At 64.1% G+C, this 23,972-nt stretch carries 16 protein-coding genes and 1 tRNA gene; 8 read left to right on the forward strand and 9 right to left on the reverse strand.

The genetic code is table 11. The features are described 5' to 3' along the window. Positions 1-176 precede the first annotated feature (176 nt). Both acs and BM136_RS01670 read left to right on the forward strand, forming a co-directional pair. On the forward strand, positions 177-2,159 hold the full coding sequence (acs, locus tag BM136_RS01665) for an acetate--CoA ligase (RefSeq protein ID WP_092969726.1): 1,983 nt from the start codon (positions 177-179) through the stop codon (positions 2,157-2,159). 22 nt (positions 2,160-2,181) lie between these two features. Beyond that, entirely contained in the window at positions 2,182-4,245 is a 2,064-nt protein-coding gene (locus BM136_RS01670; protein WP_092969728.1) for a sodium:solute symporter family protein, read from the forward strand. A 121-nt stretch (positions 4,246-4,366) separates the two neighbouring features. Here the strand turns inward: BM136_RS01670 and BM136_RS01675 are convergent, their stop codons facing one another. The 4 genes from BM136_RS01675 to BM136_RS01690 all read right to left on the reverse strand — a co-directional run bounded on the left by BM136_RS01675 (position 4,367) and on the right by BM136_RS01690 (position 10,593). Continuing rightward, on the reverse strand, positions 4,367-5,170 hold the full coding sequence (locus BM136_RS01675; protein WP_092969730.1) for a bestrophin-like domain: 804 nt from the start codon (positions 5,168-5,170) through the stop codon (positions 4,367-4,369). Between the two features lie 4 nt (positions 5,171-5,174). Next, on the reverse strand, positions 5,175-6,188 hold the full coding sequence (locus BM136_RS01680; RefSeq protein ID WP_092969732.1) for a hypothetical protein: 1,014 nt from the start codon (positions 6,186-6,188) through the stop codon (positions 5,175-5,177). Between the two features lie 316 nt (positions 6,189-6,504). Beyond that, entirely contained in the window at positions 6,505-8,067 is a 1,563-nt protein-coding gene (locus BM136_RS01685) for a methyl-accepting chemotaxis protein (protein ID WP_092969734.1), read from the reverse strand. A gap of 522 nt (positions 8,068-8,589) precedes the next feature. Further along, complete coding sequence (locus tag BM136_RS01690) at positions 8,590-10,593, reverse strand: CocE/NonD family hydrolase (RefSeq protein WP_092969736.1); 2,004 nt, start codon at positions 10,591-10,593, stop codon at positions 8,590-8,592. A 526-nt stretch (positions 10,594-11,119) separates the two neighbouring features. Between BM136_RS01690 and BM136_RS01695 the strand changes: the two genes are divergently transcribed. From BM136_RS01695 to BM136_RS01710, 4 genes are all read left to right on the forward strand, one after another. Continuing rightward, on the forward strand, positions 11,120-11,401 hold the full coding sequence (locus BM136_RS01695) for a DUF7696 family protein (protein WP_092969738.1): 282 nt from the start codon (positions 11,120-11,122) through the stop codon (positions 11,399-11,401). 132 nt (positions 11,402-11,533) lie between these two features. Continuing rightward, positions 11,534-11,624, forward strand: a tRNA-Ser gene (locus BM136_RS01700). 150 nt (positions 11,625-11,774) lie between these two features. Beyond that, on the forward strand, positions 11,775-12,242 hold the full coding sequence (locus BM136_RS01705; protein WP_092969740.1) for a (2Fe-2S)-binding protein: 468 nt from the start codon (positions 11,775-11,777) through the stop codon (positions 12,240-12,242). Next, the gene (locus tag BM136_RS01710; protein ID WP_092969742.1) at positions 12,239-14,536 is read left to right on the forward strand and encodes a xanthine dehydrogenase family protein molybdopterin-binding subunit; all 2,298 of its coding nucleotides are present in this window, start codon (positions 12,239-12,241) and stop codon (positions 14,534-14,536) included. Before BM136_RS01705 ends, BM136_RS01710 begins: the two co-directional genes overlap by 4 nt. A gap of 24 nt (positions 14,537-14,560) precedes the next feature. Here BM136_RS01710 and BM136_RS01715 read toward each other — a convergent pair whose 3' ends face one another. Together BM136_RS01715 and BM136_RS01720 are read right to left on the reverse strand one after the other, a co-directional pair. Then, a complete protein-coding gene (locus BM136_RS01715) occupies positions 14,561-17,626 on the reverse strand; it encodes an AAA family ATPase (protein WP_092969744.1) in 3,066 nt (1,021 codons plus the stop codon). Positions 17,627-17,638: 12 nt separating this feature from the next. Further along, positions 17,639-17,896, reverse strand: coding sequence for a DUF4242 domain-containing protein (locus BM136_RS01720; RefSeq protein WP_024975397.1), 258 nt, complete (start codon positions 17,894-17,896; stop codon positions 17,639-17,641). Between the two features lie 355 nt (positions 17,897-18,251). Between BM136_RS01720 and BM136_RS01725 the strand changes: the two genes are divergently transcribed. Both BM136_RS01725 and BM136_RS01730 read left to right on the forward strand, forming a co-directional pair. Beyond that, positions 18,252-19,523, forward strand: coding sequence for an FAD-binding oxidoreductase (locus tag BM136_RS01725; RefSeq protein ID WP_254775593.1), 1,272 nt, complete (start codon positions 18,252-18,254; stop codon positions 19,521-19,523). A gap of 60 nt (positions 19,524-19,583) precedes the next feature. Beyond that, on the forward strand, positions 19,584-19,826 hold the full coding sequence (locus tag BM136_RS01730; RefSeq protein WP_092969747.1) for a hypothetical protein: 243 nt from the start codon (positions 19,584-19,586) through the stop codon (positions 19,824-19,826). A 69-nt stretch (positions 19,827-19,895) separates the two neighbouring features. Here BM136_RS01730 and BM136_RS01735 read toward each other — a convergent pair whose 3' ends face one another. The 3 genes from BM136_RS01735 to BM136_RS01745 are packed head-to-tail and all read right to left on the reverse strand — an operon-like array spanning position 19,896 to position 23,937. After that, a complete protein-coding gene (locus BM136_RS01735) occupies positions 19,896-20,486 on the reverse strand; it encodes a peroxidase-related enzyme (RefSeq protein ID WP_092969749.1) in 591 nt (196 codons plus the stop codon). Beyond that, the gene (locus tag BM136_RS01740) at positions 20,483-22,363 is read right to left on the reverse strand and encodes a CMD domain protein (protein ID WP_092969751.1); all 1,881 of its coding nucleotides are present in this window, start codon (positions 22,361-22,363) and stop codon (positions 20,483-20,485) included. Before BM136_RS01740 ends, BM136_RS01735 begins: the two co-directional genes overlap by 4 nt. A gap of 5 nt (positions 22,364-22,368) precedes the next feature. After that, entirely contained in the window at positions 22,369-23,937 is a 1,569-nt protein-coding gene (locus tag BM136_RS01745) for an ABC transporter substrate-binding protein (RefSeq protein ID WP_092969753.1), read from the reverse strand. Positions 23,938-23,972: the final 35 nt, after the last annotated feature.

Raw genomic sequence — 23,972 nt, forward strand, 5'->3', positions numbered from 1 at the left:
GGACGCGGCTCTCTGGCCGGCTATGTTGCGTTGCGATGCGTGCCGTAACATGAAGTGACGCATTATAGTAATGCCCTTCACGTCGGTTTGCGGTGCAGAAATGCGTAAGGCTGGAGTCAGGTCAGCCCCTTAGATTCGCCGCAAAACGACTACAGACATCGCTATCAGGAGACACCATGGCTGGCATTGAATCTGTCCTGCAGGAAACGCGCGTGTTCGACCCGCCCGAATCCTTTGTCAAACAGGCAAACATCGCCGGCATGGATGCGTACCGTGCGCTGTGTGCCGAAGCCGAGCACGATTACGAAGGCTTCTGGGCGCGCCTCGCACACGAGCATCTGCTGTGGCACAAGCCCTTCAGCAAGGTGCTGGATGAGTCCAACGCACCGTTCTACAAGTGGTTTGAAGACGGCGAGCTCAACGCTTCGTACAACTGCCTCGAACGCAACCTTGAGAACGGCAACGCCGACAAGGTCGCCATCATTTTCGAGACCGACGACGGCAAGGTATCGCGCGTCACTTACCGCGAACTTCACGCCCGCGTCTGCCGCTTCGCCAATGGCCTGAAGGCCCTGGGCATCAAGAAGGGCGACCGCGTCGTGATCTACATGCCGATGTCGATCGAAGGCATCGTCGCCATGCAGGCGTGCGCGCGCATCGGTGCAACGCACTCGGTAGTGTTCGGCGGGTTCTCCGCCAAGTCGCTGCAGGAACGCATCGTCGACGTGGGCGCCGTGGCGCTCATCACGGCCGACGAGCAGATGCGCGGCGGCAAGGCGCTGCCGCTCAAGGCCATCGCCGATGAAGCGCTCGCCATGGAAGGCACCGACGCCGTCAAGCACGTCATCGTCTACCGCCGCACCAACGGCAATGTGAACTGGGTGGAAGGTCGCGACCGCGCGATGGACGAAGTCGAGGCGGGTCAGCCCGACACCTGCGAAGTGACGCCGGTGGGCGCGGAGCATCCGCTGTTCATCCTCTACACCTCGGGTTCGACCGGCAAGCCGAAGGGCGTGCAGCACAGCACGGGTGGCTACCTGCTGTGGACGTTGCTCACCATGCAGTGGACGTTCGATCTGAAACCCGACGACATCTTCTGGTGCACGGCCGACATCGGCTGGGTGACGGGTCACAGCTACATCGCGTACGGCCCGCTCGCGGCCGGCGCCACGCAAGTCGTGTTTGAAGGTGTGCCGACGTATCCGAACGCCGGCCGCTTCTGGGACATGATCCAGCGTCACAAGGTCAACACGTTCTACACCGCACCGACGGCAATCCGCTCGTTGATCAAGGCTGCCGAAGCCGACGAGAAGGTCCACCCCAAGCAGTACGATCTCTCAAGCCTGCGCCTGCTCGGCACCGTGGGCGAGCCGATCAACCCGGAAGCCTGGATGTGGTACCACACGAACATTGGCGGCGGCCGTTGCCCGATCGTCGATACGTTCTGGCAGACCGAGACCGGCGGCCACATGATGACGCCGCTGCCGGGGGCCACGCCCCTGGTGCCGGGCTCATGCACGCTGCCGCTGCCGGGCATCATGGCTGCCATCGTCGATGAAACCGGGCACGACGTGCCGAACGGGCAGGGCGGCATCCTGGTCATCAAGCGTCCGTGGCCGTCGATGATCCGCAACATCTGGGGCGACCCGGAGCGCTTCAAGAAGAGCTACTTCCCAGAAGAGCTGGGGGGCAAGCTGTATCTGGCGGGCGATGGCTCCATCCGCGACAAGGACACCGGCTACTTCACCATCATGGGCCGCATTGATGACGTGCTGAACGTCTCGGGCCACCGCATGGGCACGATGGAGATCGAATCGGCGCTGGTGGCGAACCCGATTGTTGCGGAGGCCGCCGTGGTGGGCCGCCCCGACGACATGACGGGCGAAGCCATCTGCGCGTTCGTGGTGCTCAAGCGCTCGCGCCCCGATGGCGAGGAAGCCAAGCAGATCGCCAACGAGCTGCGCAACTGGGTCGGCAAGGAGATCGGCCCGATTGCCAAGCCAAAGGACATCCGTTTTGGCGACAACCTGCCCAAGACGCGCTCGGGCAAGATCATGCGCCGCTTGTTGCGCTCGCTGGCCAAGGGTGAGGACATCACGCAGGACACGTCCACCCTCGAGAATCCGGCCATCCTCGATCAACTGAAGGAAACGCGCTAACCGCCAGCGCTGGTCGCCAACCTTGGCCGCCGACTCCCAACAAGACAGCCGCTTTCGCAAGCGGCTGTTTCTCTATTACGGGCTCTATACCGTAGGGCTGCTGCTCTTCATCGTGATGATGGGCGCGATCGAGCGTGTGCGTGGGCCGGGCGTGTGGCTCGGCTACGTGTTCCTGTTCGTCACCATCGCCATCTATGCGTGCATCGGGCTGATCTGCCGCACGGCCGATCTGACCGAGTATTACGTGGCAGGGCGCCGCGTGCCGGCGTTCTTCAACGGCATGGCCACGGCGGCTGACTGGATGAGCGCCGCCTCATTCATCGGCCTGGCGGGCATCGTGTTCGCCTCGGGCTACGAGGGCCTCGCTTACGTGATGGGCTGGACGGGCGGCTACTGCCTGGTCGCTTTCCTTTTGGCGCCGTACCTGCGCAAGTTCGGTGGCTACACGGTGCCGGATTTCCTGGCCAATCGCTACGGCAATGGCGAGCGCGGCGGCAGTTCTGTCGTGCGCGGCATCGCGGTGCTGGGTGCGACGCTGTGTTCGTTCGTCTACCTCGTCGCGCAGATCCAGGGTGTGGGACTGGTGGTCACGCGTTTTATCGGCGTCGAGTTTTCGGTGGGCGTGTTCTTCGGGCTGGCAGGCATTCTGGTCTGTTCGTTCCTGGGCGGCATGCGTGCTGTGACCTGGACCCAGGTGGCGCAGTACATCATCATGATCGTGTCGTTCCTGGGGGTGGTGTCGATCATCGGTTGGCATCGGTATCACGATCCGGTACCGCAGCTTTCGACGGGCCGCTTGCTGCTGCAGATCGAGAAAGAGGAACGGCGCATCGCGCACGACCCTGCCGAGCAGCACGTGCGCGACCAGTTCCTGAGCGAGGCGCAGGCGCTGCAGGAGCGCATCTCGCAACTGCCGCAGTCGTTCGAGCATGCGCGGGAAACGCTGAATACGCAGCTCAGGCTTGCACGCGAACGCAATGCGCCGCTGCGCGAGATCAAGTCTCTGGAGCGCCAGCGCGAAGAATTTCCGCCGGATGCGGCCGCCGCGTCGATCCTCTGGAATCAGCAGCGCGAAGACGCGCTGGCACGCAGCCGCATGGCGCCGCCATCCACTGAGCCATTTCCGTCGGCGTCGCAAAACGAGCGTGGCACCGAGCGGCTGAATTTTGTGCTCCTGGTGTTTTGCCTGATGGTCGGCACGGCCAGCCTGCCGCACATCCTCACGCGCTTTCACACCACGCCGTCAGTGCGAGAGACACGCAATTCCGTGAGTTGGACGCTGGTTTTCGTGGCGCTGCTGTATGTGTCGGCGCCGGCGCTGGCGGCGCTCGTCAAGCTTGATTTGCTGCAGCATCTGGTCGGGGCGCCGTTTGCTGACTTGCCGCAGTGGATCGTGCCGTGGCGCAAGGTCGACCCACCCGTGTTCGCTCTGCATGACATCAACGGCGACGGCATCGTGCAGTGGGCAGAGGTGATGATGCAGCCAGACATGATCGTGCTGGCCGCGCCCGAAATTGCGGGGCTGCCGTACGTGTTGTCCGGGTTGATTGCAGCGGGCGCGTTGGCAGCGGCGCTGTCGACGGCCGATGGCCTGCTGCTGACCATCGCCAACGCCCTGTCGCACGACGTGTACTTCCACATGATCGACAACACGGCCAGCCACCAGCGGCGCGTGACGAGCGCCAAGGTGGTGTTGCTGGGCGTGGCGCTCTTGGCCGCTTATGTGACGTCACTGAAGCCGGGCAACATTCTCTTTCTGGTTGGGGCGGCTTTCTCGTTGGCGGCGTCCTGCTTCTTTCCGGTATTGGTGCTGGGCGTGTTCTGGAAACGCACCAATCGTGCCGGTGCCATCGCGGGCATGCTGGCGGGGCTGGCCGTGAGCGTGTACTACATCATCGCCAACTACCCGTTCTTCACGCGCATGACGGGCGTGCTTGGCCAGCCGTGGTTTGGCGTCGACCCGATCGCCTCCGGTGCGTTCGGCGTGCCGGCCGGTTTTGTTGCTGCGATTGTCGTGAGCCTCGTGACCAAGCCGAACCGGCCGGTGATCGACAAACTCGTCGGCTATATTCGCGATCCGCAGTAAAAAAGCCGGCTCCCGACGAGCCGGCAAAGGGCAGGGTCGAAGCGTGGGAACTCCGACCCTTGGGCTGACCTCTCCCGCCAGCCCACAACACGAGTGGGGGCAGCGCGGCGAGGCGGCGCGCTCAGTCGGGCAAGGGATGCGCCTGCGGCTTGTCGTTCGATAGCGTCTGGATAGACCGCTCCAGCGGCGCCGCGCTGACGCTGACTTCGCCTGCAAAGGGCCGGTCCACGGCCAGCACAAAAAAGAACGCCAGGCCCAGCGTGGTCGCCCACACCGCCACCAGCGCCATGTGAAAGCGCGTGGCTGGCAGCGCATAGAGCAGCAACAGCGAAAGGCCGCTTGCGATCAGCATCACGCCCCAAAGCGTGCCGGGCATGGCGGCTTCCAGATTCTGCAGGCGTTTCTCCCGGTACTTCACCATCTCGTTGACGCGGGCGAGCACTTCAATCAGCAGCACGCGCTCACGGTCGTCATGGGGCGTGATGCGGTTGGCCGTGGCGAACATGTTGTTGAACGCAGCCTCCGTGTCGGCATCAGGACGCGCTTGCTGCTGCATGCTCGGCCATTCGTCGTGGACGACATGCTCCAGATACGTGATCAGCTCGCGCCGCGCGGTGGTGGCGCTCGGGTGCGAGAACGCAGAGAGATCGCGGGCAAGTTCCGTGGCACACGCAGCTTCGGCGGCGACGATGTCGGCGGCGGCTTGATACGCACCCCATACCGAGATGGCCGAGAAGGCGACCAGCAGTGAGTTGATGGTCGTGACGGCCGTCATCATGGCGATGGTCATGTTGCGCTGTTCGGCGTCGAGCGTGACTGGAAGAACACGGCGGACTAGCACGTAGCCGCCCAATGCCACGAATAGCGTGGCGAAGACGATGATCGCGCCCATCGCCCATGCGGGGATGTTGTAGAGGAACAGCATGAGGTCACTCCTTGGATGGCCGGTTGGAGGCAGAGGGGGGCGCAGAAGCCGGCGGGTCGCTGGCGGCGAGCATGGCGCGCGTGAAGTCGGCCAGGCGTTGGCGCATCGCTTCGGGTGAGGCGTTGCTGTCGAACGACTGTTGCAGATCGATCAGGTTTGCGGCGAGTTCGCTTTGCCACTGCGTACGCTCACTGGCAGCGCGGGCGCGATAGGTCTGCATGGCAGCGTCGGCATCGGCCCAGCGGTCACCGCGTACGAGTGTTTCGAGCGCATCCACCAGCCGCTGCAATAGCCGGTGCACGGCGGTGGCAGAGAAGCCGCCCAGCATCGCCAGCGTCGGTTTCCCGAAGTTGTGCATGCTGCCGCCATCGAACAGATGCGCCGGCAGCATCTCGACCAGAATCAATCCGGCAATCACGCCGAGGATCAACCGTGCGCAGTAGGACGCGTCGTACTTCGGGTCGTAGGTGGCTGCCGCCACATAGCGATGCGCCTGAAACAGCGTGGCAAACGACGCGCCCAACCCCGCGCAGAACAGCAGGAACAGCGTGTTCCATAACAGGGGCGCGCCGTCCGAATCGAGGAAGCCCCGGTCGATGTTTGCGCTCGATACGTCGGGCGACATGCCGGTGGCAATCACGGCGATCAGGAAGACGATCGCAGCGCTGGTCAGCAGCCGGATCAACGGCACAGGACCGAGCCATGGGAATGGATGATCGCTGCGATGCTGCGTGTCGAGCAGCGTGACGGCCTGCGGCGTGGCTGGTGCAATGGCGGCTGCAAGCTTGCGGTGGATGGCTGCCAGCGCGTGGTGCGGTGTGGCCTGCGGCGGCATCTGGCGGTCGATGAGCGGGCCGAGCTGGGCGATGAGTTCTGGCGCGACTGGCAAGCCGTGGTGCAGGGCGTAGCGGGCCATCGCTTCACATTCTTCACGCAGTTGTTCAACGAGGGGCGGGATTGGTTGTGGCTGCGGAGCCGCACGCGGGCGTAGCCAATGCGCGAAGCCGAGCGGGATCATGCGAGCCTCCCGTCGTTGGATGGCATGCTCGGCAGGAAGGTAGAAAGCGAGCCGCGTTGCAGGTGTGGGCTGTTGTGTCGCATGGTGGCTTTCGTCGGCAGGGCGGGCCGTGCACGGCCCCGGCTTGCCCCGTCGCTTGTCTCACGCGGGGCCAATCCACTTTGCGTCGCGCGTGCGAGCCCGCCAATGCAACGGAAGTCACGAACGACGGCCTAACGAAAGACACAGGACAGAAAAGAGAAAACGCCCGCGGCCTTTCGGCGGCGGGCGCAATGACAGCTTGGAGACGACAACTGCTACGGTGACCGTGCTCCGGTCAGGCGCGTGCGGCGTGCGGATCGACCCGGAAGAAGGACATCGTAGCGTTGAGCTCTTGCCCCTGGTCCTGCAGCGATTGCGATGCGGCTGCGGCTTCTTCCACCAGCGCCGCATTGCGCTGCGTGACTTCATCCATTTGCGAGATCGCCTGGTTGACCTGTTCGATGCCGCGCTTCTGCTCGACCGATGCGGCGGCAATCTCTTCCATGATGTGCGTGACGCGGGCCACCGCTTGCGTGACCTCCGTCATCGTCTCGCCGGCCTCGCCCGCCAGCGTGGAGCCGTCGTGAATGCGTTCCACCGACGAGGCGATCAGTTCCTTGATCTCCTTGGCCGCCGTTGACGAGCGCTGCGCCAAGCTGCGCACCTCGCTGGCGACGACCGCAAAGCCGCGGCCTTGCTCGCCCGCACGTGCGGCTTCCACGGCGGCATTCAGCGCGAGGATGTTGGTCTGGAACGCGATGCCTTCGATGATGCCGGTGATGTCTGCAATCTTGCTCGAGCGCTCGCTGATGTCGTGCATGGTCGATACGACTTGACCAACGACCGTGCTGCCTTTGAGCGCCACTTCCGAGGCGGTGGAGGCGAGCGCGGTGGCGTGCTGTGCATTCTCGGCGTTCTGCTTCACGGTGGAAGTCAGCTCTTCCATGCTGGCTGCCGTTTCCTGCAGCGACGATGCCTGTGCTTCCGTGCGCTGGCTCAGGTCGGCATTGCCCGCCGCAATCTGTTTGGCTGCGCCGGCCACGCTGCTGCTGCTGTCGCGCACCTTATCGACGATCTCGGTCAGGCGGCCGTTCATGTCGCGCAGGGCAGAGAGCAGGTGGCTCGTCTCATCCTTGCCTTGTACGTCGATGCGGCTGCTCAGATCGCCGCGCGCCACCGTCTGGGCGACATCCACCGCCGTGCGGATCGGCTGCGTGATCGAGCGTGTGATGATGATGCCGGCGATCACTGCCAGCAGCACCGCGCCGATCGACAGGCCGGCCAGCAGATTGCGCTGCATGACGTACTGCGCCTCATACGCCTGTACGAGCTGTTCCTGGCGCTCGTGCGTGTAAGTGGCATACGCGTCGGTGGCCTTGATTAGGGCGGCCAGCAACGGGCGGCATTCGTTGTCCATCTTCTGGATGGCTTCGTCGTGTTTGCCGGCCAGTGCCAGCCCGACGATGTCGGTCGCCACGGGGCCGTACTGGGCTTCCACGCGATTGATGTCTTCCACCAGCGTACGGGCGCGGTCGTTGACGTCCTTGGCGCCCGCAATCATGTCGTTGAGCTGCTTGAGCTTGCTCTTCACATCGTCGTGCGCACGAAAGACGTCAGCCTTCTCCAGATCCAGATCTTTTGGCGTGACCACGAGGACCAGGTTGCGTGCGGCGATGGCGCGGCGATCCACCGCCGTGCGCACGTCGTTGGCGACGTCTGCGCGGGCGCTGATGCCGTGCACGTAGTTCGAGAATCCTTCGGTCGATTCGGACAGCGCCCGCAACGACATGCCCGATACCACGACAACAATGGCTGCCAGCACGCCAAAGCCCGTTGTGAGCTTGGCTTTGATGGTCATCTGAAAAAGGTTCACAGCGTCCTCCGGTTTGCTGAATGAATTGAGATGTGGTCGCGCACCGGAGCGGCTTGAGAAAGACGGTCGACGACCACTTTAGTTATGCGCAAGGGCTGCGTAGTTAAGAAAGGGACAGGTTGTGTCACGGTGTGACCGATTTTCCCTAGTTGGATTTTCCGGTCTCCACGGGGTTATCGGCATTGAAAAGAAAATCCTGAATAACATTCTTCTGAGCGTTTTCACTTAATGCGGATTAGGGCGGTTGTTTTGCTGATGAAACCTTGCCTGGCAAGGGCTGGGGCGCCATCGTTTCGAATCGTGGGATGGATTATGCAGGCTGGATGGCGCCAACGTTTTCCTACTCTATTTGCGTTATTTATATTCAGATGTCGATATTTTCACTACAGTATTCGCGATGCGTAGTTTTGCGGATGTAATTGCCGGATTACATATTTTGGTGGTGCCTGGTATCTAAAGAAAACGGCCCGCGAAGCGGGCCGTCAGATCACCGCGGACGGGCGCTTGCTACAGCACCGTGGCCGGCACCACGGGCAGCACAACCTTCGAGGGATGGGCCGCATCGCTGTAGACCGTCAGCACGCCGAACAACGAGTTGAGCAGCGTGGGCAGCGGCGGCACGCCTTGCGGCAGGTTGCTTGCACCCACGGCTACCCGCAGCTTGTGGCCCTTGGCGATGAGCGCGCTGGTCGGGAATACCTCGACCGGCACCATCACGGCTTGACCCGGCATGAGCGGCTGGACGGAGCCGGGCGTGAACGGATGCCATGGCTGGATCATCAGGCCGTTCATCGTGCGCGAACGGCTGGCGTCCACCGCACGCAACGAGGCCGTCTGGAGGCCATCGGTGAGCGGCGTGACATTGCCCGCCCCGTCCACGTCGTCAATGCGTACCGAGACGCCGGCGTCCAGCGCAGTGGTCGAGATCCACACATCCGCTTCGATCGGCCCGTTGAGGTAGACATCGGCCGGCATGGGCGGCGTCTCGAACTTCACATCGGCGGCTTCGGCGATGGTGTCGTCGGTCTGGCACGGCAGCGGGAGGAAACCCGTCAAGCCGGCGGTCCATTGCGACAGGCTGATCGAACATGCGCCGTTCAGCGGCAGCTGTGCGACCGTGTTGGACGCTTCGTTTGCCGCAGGCGCGGTGGCCGACAGGCTCTTATCGCCACGCAGAAAGAGCTGCTGCGCCTGCGCCTGTGGATGCGGCCAGTCCGTGGCCGTGGCGTAGTGGCCGAGGCCGGTCACGTATTGCGTGACGTTGGGAAGCGCATCGGCGCCCACGTTCAGTCCTTTGACGTATTGGTCGAACCATTGCAGTTGAATGTGGTTCAGCGGCGGCACGCCGTCGACGGGTAACCCGCTGCCCAACGCGGCCTGCAGATGTGTCCATGGGCCGATCAGCAGCTTGGCCGGCGCCTGCGTCTTGATGCTCTCGTACGTGAGCGGTTCACTGCGCTGGAAAAGATCGTGCAGGCCGCCCACCGCGAAGGTCGGCACCTTGATCTTGCCGTCGTTCTCCAGCGGCGAGCGTGTCGCCCAGAACGCGCCGTCGTAGGCCGTGGCCGTGCTGCCCAGCAGCGCCTGGAGCATGGTCGGCAACTGGAAGGTCGTGACGGCAGACACCAGATGCTGCAGAACAGCCGGCAACCCGATGGTCGGGTCCGTCACCAGCGTCGGATCGGTCAGGCTCAGTACCGATACCAAACCGAACCACGCCGGTATGAACGTGAGATTCGTCTGCCCACCCGTGAAGACGATGTCGCGGTAGCCATCGCCAATCGGCACGATCGGGAACGCCGCCTTGACCGCAGGGTGGTTCTGCGCCGCCGTGATGACCGTCGTGATGCCGAGGTATGACACGCCGTAAAGGCCGATCGCGCCGTTGCTCCACGTTTGCTGCGTCACCCAGTCGACCACATGGCCGTAGTCGCTTTGTTCGTCGGCGCCAAAGGCATCCCACGCCCCCTGCGACTGACCGGTGCCGCGCACATCCACCACCACCGTCGCATAGCCATGCTGGACGATGTACGGATCGGCCGCGCCCAGCGCTGCACCGATCGATGCTTCGTATTGCGCGTTGCCGCCGTTGTACGACGTCTGCACCAGCACCGTGGGGAACGTCCCCGCAGCGGCCTTGCCCGATGCGTCGGCGGGCAACGTCACATACGCCGCGAGCTTCGTGCCGTCGGGCATGGTGATGTACTGCATGGCCTGCCGCGCGACGCCCGCATACAGAGCGGGCGGGTTGTAGTCGACCCACTTGGCGCCAGCGTTGCTCGTAATGGACGTGCCTGGCTGCGCCGGTGTGGCGCGCGTACCAAGCGTGGTCCAGTTGACTGCGGCGGGCTGCGCCGGTTGTGTTGGCTGCGCGGTGTTTGAATCTGCGGGGATGCTGTTGGCGACGGCTGAACTGTCACCGCCGCCGCAGCCCGGCAGCGAAAGCGCCGCGCACAGCAGCGCCGACATCAGCATGCGGCCGTGCCGCACGCGTGGGTTGCCCATTTGCATGGGGTGTCTCCTCTTGAATGCTTTTGTTGTGGGGGGGGGGATGGCCGGCACGCCGAGGGTGGCGGCATGCGGCCGGTCGCTCCCGGTGGGGAAGCGAAGCAAGCGAAGAGGCCGGCGCAGAAGAGGGGTGGGTGACACGACCGACCGCGCGCCGGCGGGCTTGGGCGCACGGATAAAGCACCAAGCATGCCCACGCCACGACACCCGCAGATGGCGCTGTACGGCGGTGTGGCATGTGTTTCGGGGCTCGGAACGCTACCGGCGTTACGTAACGTTCCGCGTAACAAGGGGCCTGCTACAGCCGTTTTCAGATGAGGAATCCGCACCCCACCAATGGAGGGATGCTGCCCGCGAAGCCGCGTCAGCAGGGTGTTTCAAACACATCAAAACGACAATGCGTGCATGCAAAAGCGCGCATTGACCGGCTCAGTGGCGTTGGCATGGACGTTGCATATTTAGGCTGCACGCCCGGCACAGGGCGCCACACGAAGAGCGCAACAACAGCACAGACAGCAAGGGGGCCATCATGAATCGCACCATTCAAGACGTCGAGATTGCCGCTGCCATCGACTCGGACCTGCTCCGCCGCCGCGAGCAGTTTGCCGGTCAGCCCGCCGCCTGGCGGGTGTGGTCAGAAGCCGCGCACGTTGCCACATTGAATGAGCGCGCACGCTCTGCGTTTATCGAGCACGTGGCCAATAGCCGCGGTGCCGATATTGCCCTGCGCCTGTTGCTCAAAGCGCAGTCGATTCGCGATCAGATTACACAGACCCTGCTGACGAGCGAGACGCAAGCTACGCTGCATTGAGTTACGCGAGGGGATGCCGACCGCGCAGACGCGTCGGCGGCGGTGGGATGCAAAAGGCCTTGTCGGGAGACCGGGCCTTTTGTTTGAGCGGACCTTGGCGAGCCCGTACGGTGTGCTACAATCGCGGGCTTCGGAGAGATGGATGAGTGGTTTAAGTCGCACGCCTGGAAAGCGTGTATAGGTTAATAACCTATCGGGGGTTCGAATCCCCCTCTCTCCGCCAAGAATCCAAGGCCCGAGCGCGCAAGTGCTCGGGCCTTTTTGCATTCCGGGCGGTTGCCATGTCGAGGTGGACCACTATTGCTGACATCAGCCGTTTGAACGTACGCTTGGCCAGCAAAAAAATCACAAGAGCCAAGGAGACCACCGCCCCATGGATTTGGACGTCAACCACAAGCCGGTCAGCGTTGATTGCGACCCGGCCACGCCCCTGTTGTGGGTGCTGCGTGATCACCTGAACCTGACCGGTACGAAGTTCGGCTGCGGCGTTGCGGCGTGCGGCGCCTGCACGGTGCATGTGGACGGCGCGGCCGTGCGGTCCTGCGTGCTGCCGGTGGCGGCCGTGGCCGGCAAGCACATCACCACCATCGAGGGACTTGCCGGCGGCGAGGGCAAACGCCACGCACTGCAACAAGCCTGGATAGACGAACAGGTGCCCCAGTGCGGTTACTGCCAATCCGGCATGCTGATGGCCGCGGCGGACTTGCTGGCCCAACACCCTGATCCGACTGATGCCGACATCGACGCGGCCATGACCAACATCTGCCGCTGCGGCACGTATCCGCGCATGCGCGCTGCCATCAAGCGCGCCGCCAAGGCGTTGCGGGAGGGCCGCGCATGAACGCGAAATCAACGAAACCGCGTAGCGGACGCCGCCGTTTCCTGCTCGGCGCGCTTGGCATTGGCGGCGCGCTGGTGGTGGGTTGGGGCGTGATGCCACCGCGCAGCCGCGTGGGCGACGCGAGCGTCTTCCCCGAGCACAACGGCGAGATTGCGCTGAACGGCTGGATCAAGATCACGCCCGAAGGCAACGTCGTGCTCGCCATGCCGCGTGTGGAGATGGGGCAGGGCATTCACACCGCACTGTCGATGCTGGCGGCGGAAGAGCTGGACATTCCGCTCTCGCGCGTGAGCATCGAAAGCTCGCCCGTGGAGCGCATCTACGGCAACGTCGTGGCCATGGGCGACAGCTCGCTGCCGCTGCATCCTGATAGCGCCGACAAGACATGGGCCCGCGCACTGCACTGGATCATGGCCAAGAGTGCGCGCGAGATCGGTCTCATCATTACCGGCGGTAGCAGCAGCACCGCCGATGGCTGGCAGCCGGTGCGCGAGGCTGCCGCCACGGCGCGGGCGGCGCTGGTGCAAGCTGCAGCACGCGAATGGAATGTGTCGGCTGCGGAAGTCAGCATCCGTGATGGCCAGTTGATTGGCCCCGGCGGCAAGCAATCCACGTTTGGCGAGATGGCCAAGTCGGCGCGTGGTATTTCTGCGCCGTCCAACGTCACGCTCAAGCCGGCTTCGCAATACCAGTTGATCGGCAAGCCGGCGCCGCGCAATGATCTTGCTGCGAAGACAGATGGCAGCGCGCGCTTCTCCATCGACACGCGCCTGCCCGGCATGCTGTATGCCGCCGTCGTGATGTGCCCGGTGTTTGGCGGCAAGCTCAAGACGTTTCAATCGAAAGCGGCGCTTGGCATGCCGGGCGTGCGTTACGTGGTGCCGTTTGAGGGCACTGCCGGCGGCGCACCCGGCGTGGCGGTGGTGGCTGATCATTACTGGCAGGCGCGTCAGGCGCTGGCAACGATCGAGCCCGTGTGGGACAACGGCCCGCATGCCAAGCTCGATTCGGCAGGCATTCGGCAGCAGCTCGTGAGCGCGCTCGACAGCGACAAGGGTGGCTTCACGTATCGATCCATGGGCGATGGCCTGAAAGCCTTCGACAAGGCCGATGGAGCCACCCTCGTCGAGGCCGAATACACCGCGCCGTATCTTGCGCATACCACGATGGAGCCGATCAACTGCACCGCGCAGGTGACGCAAGACGGCGTGCATCTCTGGGCGCCCACGCAGGTTGCCACGCTGGCACAGCTGGTGGCGGCACGCGCGGCAGGTGTGAGCGGCGACAAGGTGCATATCGACATCCCGCTCATCGGCGGCGGTTTCGGGCGACGGCTGGAGTCGGATTTCATCGGCCAAGCCGTCACCATCGCCACCAAGACCGATGGCAAGCCCGTGCAGGTCATCTGGTCGCGCGAAGAGGACGTTCGCCACGACTTCTATCGCCCGCAAGCCATCGCCCGGCTCAAGGCGCGTGTCGAGAACGGCAAGGTCACAGCGATCGCGTCGCGCAGCGCCGGCCAATCGATTCTGGCAGGCGAGCTGGATCGCCTGTTTGGTGCGCCGTCGGCGGGTATCGACCGCTACACCGCTGAAGGTTTGTTCGACTTGCCGTACGAAATCGAGCACGAGCACGTCGCGCACCTGGCAGTCGATCTGCCGATTCCCGTGGGGTTCTGGCGCAGCGTTGGCCACTCGTATAACGGGTTCTTCATGGAGGGCTTTCTCAACGACGTGGCGGCCGCTGCCAAGCTTGACCCGCTGGCGATGCGGCGTGATTTGCTGAAGGCCCACCCGCGTGAGCTGAAGGTGCTGGACACGGCCGCCGAGGCCGCCGGCTGGGGGCAACAGCTCGCCCCGGCGGCCGACGGTGCCCCACGCGCGCGCGGCATTGCGCTGCATCCGAGCTTCGGCTCCGTGGTCGCGCAGGTGGTCGAGGTGTCGATGAAGGACGGCAAGCCGCGCGTGCATCGCGTCGTCTGCGCGGTCGATTGCGGCACGGTGGTCAACCCGGGCATCGTAGCGCAGCAGATGGAAAGCGCGGTCATCTTTGGCCTGACGGCGGCACTCTATGGTCGGATCGACATCAAGGACGGCCAGGTCGTGCAGTCGAACTTTCCGGACTATCCGGCGCTCAAGATGGCCGAGGCGCCCGTTATTGAAACGCACATCGTGCCGAGCACCGCAGAACCCAGCGGCATGGGCGAGGTGGGTGTGCCGCCAATTGCGCCGGCCGTGGCCCATGCCGTGGCGCAGTTGACGGGCAAACCGGTGAGGCAGTTGCCCATCGTCTGACGGTCTGCTGCCGCGGCGTTGAACTCACAGCAGCGCATGGCGGATGGCAAACGCAGCCGCCTCCGCCCGGTTGGCGCTGTGCGTCTTGCTCAGGATGCTGCTCACGTGGTTTGCCACTGTGTTGGGGCTGACGAACAACTCACGGGCAATCTGGCGGTTGCCCTTGCCCTGCGCGACCAAGCGGAGCACCTGGGCTTCGCGTCGACTCAACCCCGCAGGATAGTGCTCCACCGGAGCAGTCTTGACCGACGCTCTGGCGGCCTCGATGCGCGCCAGCAGACTGGCCATCCCGAGCGTTGCCGCTTCGTCTTCTGCGGCGCTCAACAAGGTATCGGCGCGATCGAGATCGCTCGGGTCGGCGCGACGTAAGAGCATCTGCGCAAAGTCCAGCCGCGTGCGTGCGAGCGCTGGCCTTGCACCTTGGCGTTCGTTCATCTCCAGGGCGGCCTGAAAATGTTGTTGCGCTTGCGGCCAGTTGCCCATCGTTGTGGCCAATGCGCCCAGGATCGCATCGGCTGCGCCAAACGAGGCGATCGCGGTGCCGAACACCAGGTTGCGCCTACTGAACGGGGCAAGTAGTTGGTACAGCGCCGTCGCCCTGGCGGCGTCGCCAAGCGCATGGCACACGATGGCCAGATACGTGAGATTGGCTACCCAGACACCATCGCGCGCGATCGTGAGAAAGTCGGCGTTGGCCAGCGTGTCAAACGTCTTGCGTGCTGCCTCCAACTGACCAAGCTCTGCGTGCATCAAGGCGATGCCCGGCTGCCAGATGCCCATCGCGCTGGTGTGCTCAACGAAATGTTCGACCAGAGGCGCCACCTCGTGCAGTCGGCCTTGTTCGCGGCGCAGCATGAACATCTGGACACCGTAGACGCCGGCGGCATCCATGCCGGGCATGCGCCGCGCGATCTCGTAAGCGTTGGGGATCAAGCGCTCTGCATCGGCAAAGCGCCCTTCGAACAGCGCATGCATGGCGCGCGACATGCTAGCGGTGTAATGGATGAAGGGCTGGCGCAGCGTCTCTCCACCGCGCTCGTATTCCTCAAGATTTGCTCGCCAGGCTGCCATGTCGCCGAGTTCAAAGTCATCGAAGAAGCGCCACGCACGTGTTGCACACATCAGCGTGCGGTCGCCGGCCTGCCGGGCCAGTTCGTAGGCTTCATCCGAGGCGGCGATGCGCTCGGCAATGTGCTCCTGCTGCCAGCGCAGCGACACGGTCGCAACCAGGGTGTCGGCCAGTGTTGCGGGGTCGGCGGCCCGGCGCGCCACTGCGATGGCCTGCTCATGCACCCGGCTTGCTTGTGCCTCCTCGCCGCTGAAGATGAGGGCGCGCGCCAGGGCGCTCAGCAGGCGGGCGCTCATCACGGGCTCGTCGCTGCCCTGAGCTGCGAGGGCCTCGCGCAGGAGTTCGGCCGCGGGGCCGCCTGGCAGTCCTGGCGCCCAACTCGCGGTTTCGAAGCCAAGCGCGGCGTGAGCGAGTTCCCTTGTATTGCCGTACTCCGCGCTCAAGCGAGCCGCCTCCTTGAACGTCTGCATGGCCTGGAGCCAATCACCGGCATGGCTGTGCGCGGCACCTAGCGCATTGAGCAGGCCGCAGCGTGCCTCGCGCGCAAGGCCGCTGCCAGCGTCCATGGCCTGCAGTGCCATCTGGCAGTAGCGTGCCGATTCTTCGTGCGCGAGCTGGCGGTCGGCACGCCGCGCCGCACGTTGCGCGTAATCCACCGCGAGTGCGGCGTCCCCTCCGGGCAGGGCGGCCCAGTGGTGATAGGCCAGCGCTGGCAGATGCTGCTCGGGGTCGTCGCCGTGAATCATCTCGATGGCACGCGCCAGCTTCAGATGGAGCCGGCTGCGTCGAGGGATGGGAATCTCGTCGTAGAGGGTCTCGCGAAACAAGGCATGGGCAAAGTGATAGTGGCCGGGGTCGCGCAAGGCCTCGACCACACGCGCCTGCAGGGCTTCGTCGATGGCTGCGCTGCAGGTCTCTTCGTCGACATCGCCGGCCAGCGCGGTCAGCAGACGGAATTCGAATGCGCGGCCGATGACCGCTGCCGCGGTAAGCACCTTATTCGCATTCGCGGACAGACGACTCAAGCGGCGCCCGATGACTTCCTTGATGCCCTCCGGAATGCGCAGTACATGGCCCGTGCTGGTGGACGAATTTTCCTGTGCCAGCAGACGGGTCATTTCTCCCACGAACAAGGGGTTGCCTTCCGTTTGCGCATGGACCGCATCGACCAGCGCGGGGGCGACGGTCGTGTCGTCAGCCAGTTCCATCATGTGCGCTGTTTCCGCATGGGTCAGCCCCCTCAGTCGCAACCGTTCGAAGCGTGGTTGGCGCGCCAGTTCGCCTAGCGTGGCCGACAGCGGGTGCTGTCTCGATAGCTCGACATCACGGTACGTCACAAGGAGAAGAATGCGATTGCTGCACACGTCAGGTGCAAGAAACTCGAGCAGTCGCAGGGACGACGCGTCGGCCCAGTGCAGGTTGTCGAGGATGAGCAGCAGCGGATGCTGTTGTGCCGCGCGCTGCCAGAAGGTGTTCACTGCGTCGAAGAGTCGGAAGCGCGCCTGCGCGACTTCGGTACTTGGCGTGGCAACTGCGCGATCACGCACCGGATCGGGCAGCCGATCTGCAAGGTCGGGCACGATTTCCGCGAGCGGCGCTACCCCACAGGCCAATGCCTGGTGGATGCTGTCTTCGTCGTGTGAGGCAATCCAACTTCGTACCAGTTGTTGCCAAGGCCAGTAGGGCGGTGCGCCGGGCTCCTCGTTGCAGCGGCCCCAGAGCACTTGCATGCCGCGTTGTTCGGCCTGTTGGGCAACAATTTCGGCGGTGCGCGTTTTGCCAATGCCGGGTTCCCCAGCCAACGCAGCAATGCCACCAGTACCGTCTTGCGCTCGCGCCAGCAGGTGGCCCAGTACCTCGAGCTCACGCTCGCGGCCAACGAAGCGCGCCGTCGCTGGCGCATTGTCGGTGTCGCAGGCGCTGTCGCTTAGCGCTGCAGATTCAGCCGGTAGCGGTCTGCCGCAGCCGTCGCAAAACCTCGCGTCGGGCCGGCACAATCGGTGGCAGCGAGCGCAATGCATGGTTGCAGAGCGTCACACGAAGCTCTCCGGACGCACTTGGGTCACCTCGATCACGACGTCAGCAGGCAGGCTTGCCAGGTGTGCCGCCTGTCGGATGGCATCCGCGCTTGGGGCCTCGTAAAGACAATAGGTTTTCTTGCGGTCGGCAGAGAGGAAAGAGAAGACCCAGTTCACACCAACATCTGCATTGATGTGCTGGATGTTCGCAACGCTTGCGGCGCCGATCTCCAATTGTTCCGCAAACTGACGTTCGATGAGAAACAGCGGCATTTTTCTTCCCTCCTGACGCTTCGACGGGCCATGCCGCCATTGCGTTTTATTGAAGGCCGAAGATGGGGCAAAACAAATAGTCAGTATTGACTATCCCAGGACAGACCGACCGCCACACAAGAATGATCAAGGCAGCGGATAGAACTGGCGATGTCCCGCTTCTAGACTTCCTTCACCATCCCCCACGCCTGATGTTCCGCTCTGCAGACCCAGCCAGATCGGTTCCGTGGCGCTTGCCCAGGAGATCAACATGCTCGAAGACGCCACGGTGCAGGCCTTCCGTGCGCAATTGCGGGGGCCGCTCGTCGAACCGGACGATCCGCATTACGACGCGGCACGCCGTGTCTACAACGCGATGATCGACAAGCGGCCGCGCTTCATCGCGCAGTGTTCAGACGTAGCCGACGTGATTGCGTCAGTCAACTTTGCGCGCAACAACGGCTTGCTGCTGGCCGTGCGCGGTGGCGCTCACAATGGCGGCGGTCTGGGTGTGTGTGACGACGGTTTGGTGATCGATCTGGCCCGTCTGCGCGGCATTCGTGTCGATCCTGTCGCCCACACGGTGCGCGCCGAAGGCGGCTGCACATGGGGAGACGTCGATCATGCGACGCACGCATTCGGTTTCGCAACGCCGGCGGGCATCATCAGCACCACCGGGGTTGGCGGGCTAACCCTGGGAGGAGGGATCGGTCATCTGGCACGGCGCTTTGGCCTGACGATCGACAATCTGCTGTCGGTCGATATCGTGCTGGCCGACGGCAGCTTCGTAACTGCCAATGCGCATGCCAATGACGATCTGTTTTGGGCGGTGCGCGGCGGCGGTGGCAACTTCGGTGTCGTAACCTCATTCGAGTTCCGCCTGCATGCGGTGAGTAGCGTGGTCGCGGGTCCCACGCTGTGGCCGCTTGATAAAGCCGCCGACGTTCTGCGCTGGTATCGCGACTTCCTGCCGAAGGCACCGCCCGAACTCAACGGCTTCTTCGCTTTTCTTACGGTGCCGCCAGCACCACCGTTCCCGCCCGCGCTGCATCTGCAGAAGATGTGCGGCGTTGTGTGGTGCTACACGGGCGACCCTGCAGCGGCGGAAGAGGCATTCGCGCCAGTTCGAGCGCAACAGCCCGCGCTGTACGGCGTAGGGGCCATGCCCTATCCGATGTTGCAAACCGCCTTTGATGCGTTATATCCGCCCGGCCTGCAGTGGTATTGGCGGGCCGACTTCGTCAACGACCTGCCGGAAGAGGCTATTGCACTGCATGTGGAACATGGTTCGAAACTGCCGACCATGCATTCCACGATGCACCTGTATCCGATCGACGCTGCCGTGCATCGCATGGGGCGCAAGGAGACGCCGTTCGCCTACCGCGATTCGAAATGGGCGGCCGTCATCGTGGGCGTTGACCCCGACCCTGGCCAGCGCGAGCGCATCACGAATTGGTGCAAGGGGTACTGGGACGCACTGCATCCCTATTCGGCAGGCGGCGCCTATGTGAATTTCATGATGGACGAGGGGCAGGAGCGGGTGCAGGCCACCTACCGCGACAACTACGCCAGGTTGGCAGCGATCAAGGCCAGATACGATCCCGGCAACCTGTTCCGTGTCAACCAGAACGTGAGGCCCGCGTCGTGAGCATGCTCATTTTGATCAGTTGGTTGCAGGACACCCATCCTGCAGGAAAGGAGGTGTGAAATGGACAAGAGACTGTGGGTCGTCGTCACGGCAATTATTGCGGCGTTAGGTGCAACCGTGACGTATGCGAGCACCACACGGGATGTGTACACGGATGGCACCGCCTCCATGGAGGCGCGCAATCCTTACACCGATGGCGGTCTGGCCACGAGGTTCGACGTCCATGCGGATGGCGCAAGGGCTGGAAAATTCGATTCCTATACCGAAGGCATGCGTGTACCCACGACGGACGGCGTGCGCTAGTCTGTCTGCAAAGAAAAAGCCGCAGGTTTGTGCCTGCGGCTTTTTTTCTTTGGGGCGATGCCGCCCGGCTCAGGCCGCGTCCGGAAACACGGGCTCGCCCAGATTCAGCATCAGGCGATTCGCCCACGCAAAGATGGCCACGGCATGTATCAGGTCGAGAATCTCCGCATCCGTCAGGCCAGCATCCTTGAGCGGCTTCAGGTCTTCGCCACGCACATCTCCAGGGCGCAGTGTCAGGTCGATCGAGAACAGCACGATGGCACGCTCACGCGCATTCGTGCCTGCGATGTGCGGATCTTCAAAGACCTGCTTGATGACGTCGTTGCGCTTGGCAAGCTGCTCGAAGCGTTGCGCGTGGACAGACGCGCAATACACGCAGCCGTTCACGCGCGACACCACGGCGCTGGCGAGTTCACGTTCAGCACGCGACAGGCCGCCCGGCGCATACATGATCGCGTTGAACGCCGCCGAGCGCTGTCGCAGGATCTCGGGCTGGTGAACGAGAAAGCGGTAGTAATCCGAGGTTTTCGCCTTGGGGTGGCTTTCTTCCAGCACGGCGATCTGCTCGGGCGTGGCGCGGTCGAGGTCCACCACATCGAGCCACGCCTGCCACTCAAGCGATTCGTTGGTGAAGCCGTGGGCGCGGATGATCTCGGTCATGCTGCGGTCTCCGTGGAGGCGTTGGCGCTGCAGGTGCCGGCAGCTTCGCGAAGCGCGCGCAGGCCGGCGACGAGCCGCGTCTGATACGACAGGAAGGCAATGAGTTGCGCGAGCGTCACGACGTCGGCCGTGGCAAGGCCCGCTGCGGGCAGGCGCAACAGCGCGTCGCGGTCGCCCTCGATGGGGCGCTCGACGAGCGTGCGCGTAAAGGTGAGGATGGCGCACAGGCGTGCGTCGGTCAGCGTGTCGATATCGCCGTGGTCGACCGCTTGCAGGGCATCTGTGTTGACGGGCGCGTTCGCGAGGCGCGCGCGGTAGTGCTCGGCCAGTTCCGGCGCGGGCGTCAGGCTGCAGGCGTACAGCGCCACGAGCAGGCGTTCGCCCAGCGTGAGGCCGGGCAGGGCGGCGTCGAACAGCGCTTCGTAGCTGCCTTGCGTGGCCGTTGCGACTTTTTCGCGCGCGTGGCGCAGCGCATGCGTGGGGCTACCGTCGCCGAGGTCGGCAACCTGGTCGACCACGTCTTGTGTGGGCGTGAAATCCATTGATGAAAGGCTCCGGGAGTCGGGTACGGAGGCGCCACGCGCAGCCACTGCGCTGGCGAGGAAGCGCCGCACCGCTGCCCACGATTGGGCATCGGCGCGCGCGTTGGCGCGTGGCTCGCCGCCGCCGGTGCTGATGCGGCCCGACACCGGGTGCGCATACACGAGCTGCGTGGTCGGCACGTACGGGAAGACGATGGCGTGGCCCGCGCCTTCGTAATCGAAATGTTGGACGGGGTAGGGGTGGCGTACCTCGGCCAGCTTGCCGGTGACCATGCGTGAGTAATCGCTCGAGGGCCAGGAGCCGTCATCCGTGGCGGATAGCAGCAGCACCGGCCCGCGTGTGCGTTCGATGCGGATGCGCGCACGTGCCACGGCATCGGCATCTTGCAGCGCGGTGCGGATGGCGCGTTCATGCCGATGCGGCGCGGGACCTTCGTCAAACGGTGCCCAGGTCGCGGTGCGGTTGCCTTCCCACAGATGCGGCAGCGGCTGACCGCGATACAGCCACGTCGGGCCCTCGCGTCCGATAGCGGGGTCGGCAGCATTCTGCCCGCTGTGCACGACGGCGCCTGGCACGTAGCCGATGACCGCAGACACCGCTTCAGGGAATGTCGCGCCCAGCAGCAATGCCAGTTCACCCCCGCGCGACTGGCCGCTCACGGCAACGAAGTCGTGCAGCGGCTCCACGCGTTTGCGCAGCCAGGCGAGCGCGCGCTCGAAGTATTCCAGCGGCGTGTTCGAGATGTAGTCCGACAGCCCCGGCGCTTTGAAGTACGCCAGCGCAAAGGCGGCATAACCGTGCGAGGCAAACAGTGCCGCGCGTGGCTCATTGATGCCGCCGCCCGAGCCGTTGAGGATGAGCACGGCAGGGCGCGGGCCCGGGTGCGCATACGGATCGGGGAGGTAAAGCGTGCCGACAAGACCTTCGTCACGCACGTCGTGGCGCGTCACGCCCGGTGCGGCCAGCCGTTGCACGAAGCTCGCATGGACCGACTCGCCGTTGGCCGTGGCCGTCAGCGTGGTCGTCAACGGCTCCGTGGCTGGGTGCGGAAACACCTCGCGTGCTTTTCCGTCATCCGGGCGCTGGCTCCAGATGATGCCCATCGCGCTGACGCCGGTGTAATCACCGGAGACGGGCGCGTCGCGTGTCAGGTCGACAGTGCCTTGCGCGTCGGCAACGAACACGGCGCGGCTGTGCCACAGCACGCCATTGCCGCGACGCGTTTGCGCCACGATGCCGACCTGCGCGCCGGGAGCAAGCCCCGTCACAACGATGCTGCGCGAGACATCGATCAGGTCATCCGCCGGCGTCACGCTGAGCGCGAACGTTCCCATGGCGCTTACTTGCCGTCCTTGGTGACCATTTGGGCGGCCGTGCGATCGCTCGTCATCGGCGTCACCTTCAGCCCCTTCTTGGCGGCCCATACGTTCTGGTAGTGGTACAGCGGCATTACGCCTACGTCATCCGACACCAGCTTGACCGAGTGGCGCAGGATGGCCGCGCGCTTTTCCACGTTGAATTCTTCAGTGGAGGCGTTCAGCGCGTTGTCGACAGCCGCATTGCTGTAGTGGCCCCAGTTGGACGCACCCAGACCCTTCTTGGTATCGACGGTGGCCAGCACGTTGACCAGCGCGTAGCTTGCTTCGCCCGTGCCGTTGCCCCACGCCAGCATGCTCATCGCATATTCATTCTTGTTGGCGCGGCCCGAGTAGACCGACCAGGGCACCACTTCCACGCGCGCCTTCACGCCGATGCGCGTCCAGAACTGTGCCACCGCCTGCGCCGTCTCGGGGCCTTGCGGGTAGCGGTCGTTCGGCACGTGCATCACCAGGTTGAAGCCTTGCGGAAAGCCTGCATCGGCCAGCAGCTTCTTGGCCTGCGCGGGGTCGTAGGCGATGTCCTTCACGTCGGGGTTGTAGCCGTACGTGTCCGACGGCATCCACTGGTTGGCGACGGTGGCGGCGCCTTGCAGGATGCGGTCGACGATCGCCTTGCGGTCGATCGCCAGCGACAGCGCGCGGCGCACGCGCACATCCAGCAGCGGGTTGTTCGGCAGCGGTTTGCCGTCGTTGCCGGTGATGTATTGATTCTCGCCTTTGCGGAAGCTCGGCTGCAGCAGCATCACGCGCAGGCCGGGGTAGGCAAAGACCTTCACGTTGGGCGACTGGCGCAGGCGCGCCAGGTCCGACACTGACACCTTGTCGATGACATCGACCTCGCCTGAGAGCAGGTTGGCCGTACGTGCGGCAGCATTGTTGATGTAGCGGTAATTGACCTTCTCCCAGAGCTGCTTGCCGCCCCAGTAGTTGTCGTTGCGCGCCATCACCACGCGATCGCCCGGCACATACGAGACGAACTTGTAGGGGCCGGTGCCCACCACGGCGCGGCCGGCGTTGTAGTCCTCGGTGGACGATTTCTCGCCCACATGCTTGCTGACGATGTGCACGGACGCCAGATTCAGCGGCAGGTCCGGGTTCGGGATGTTCGTCTTGATGATCAGCGTCAACGGGTCTTTGGCCGTGACCGACTCCACCGTGCGCAGATAGCCCGCGAACGTTGCCACGCTGCCCGGCACGCTGCGCGCGCGCTGGTACGAGAAGATGACGTCATCGGCCGTGAACGGCTGGCCGTCGTGCCATTTCACGTTCGGGCGCAGCTTGAATTCCCACGTCTTCGGATCCAGCGTCTTCCACGACAGGGCCAGGCCCGGCTGCAGCTTGTTCCACTTGTTTTCGACCAGCAAATCCCAGAAATGCACGTCGACGGAGCGGTCGCCGGCATGGTTGTTCAGCTGCGGGTCGAGCGACGACAGCGGATCGGCAAAGGCGATGTTCAGCGTCTGCGCGCTGACAGCACCGGCAGCGGCAAACAGCGCTACAGCAAGCGACGAGGCTAGGAGGCGTTTCACGTGGGTTCCCTTTTCCTGTTTTTGGAATCGTTGGC

Source organism: Ralstonia sp. NFACC01 (assembly GCF_900115545.1).
Lineage (GTDB): Bacteria > Pseudomonadota > Gammaproteobacteria > Burkholderiales > Burkholderiaceae > Ralstonia > Ralstonia mojiangensis.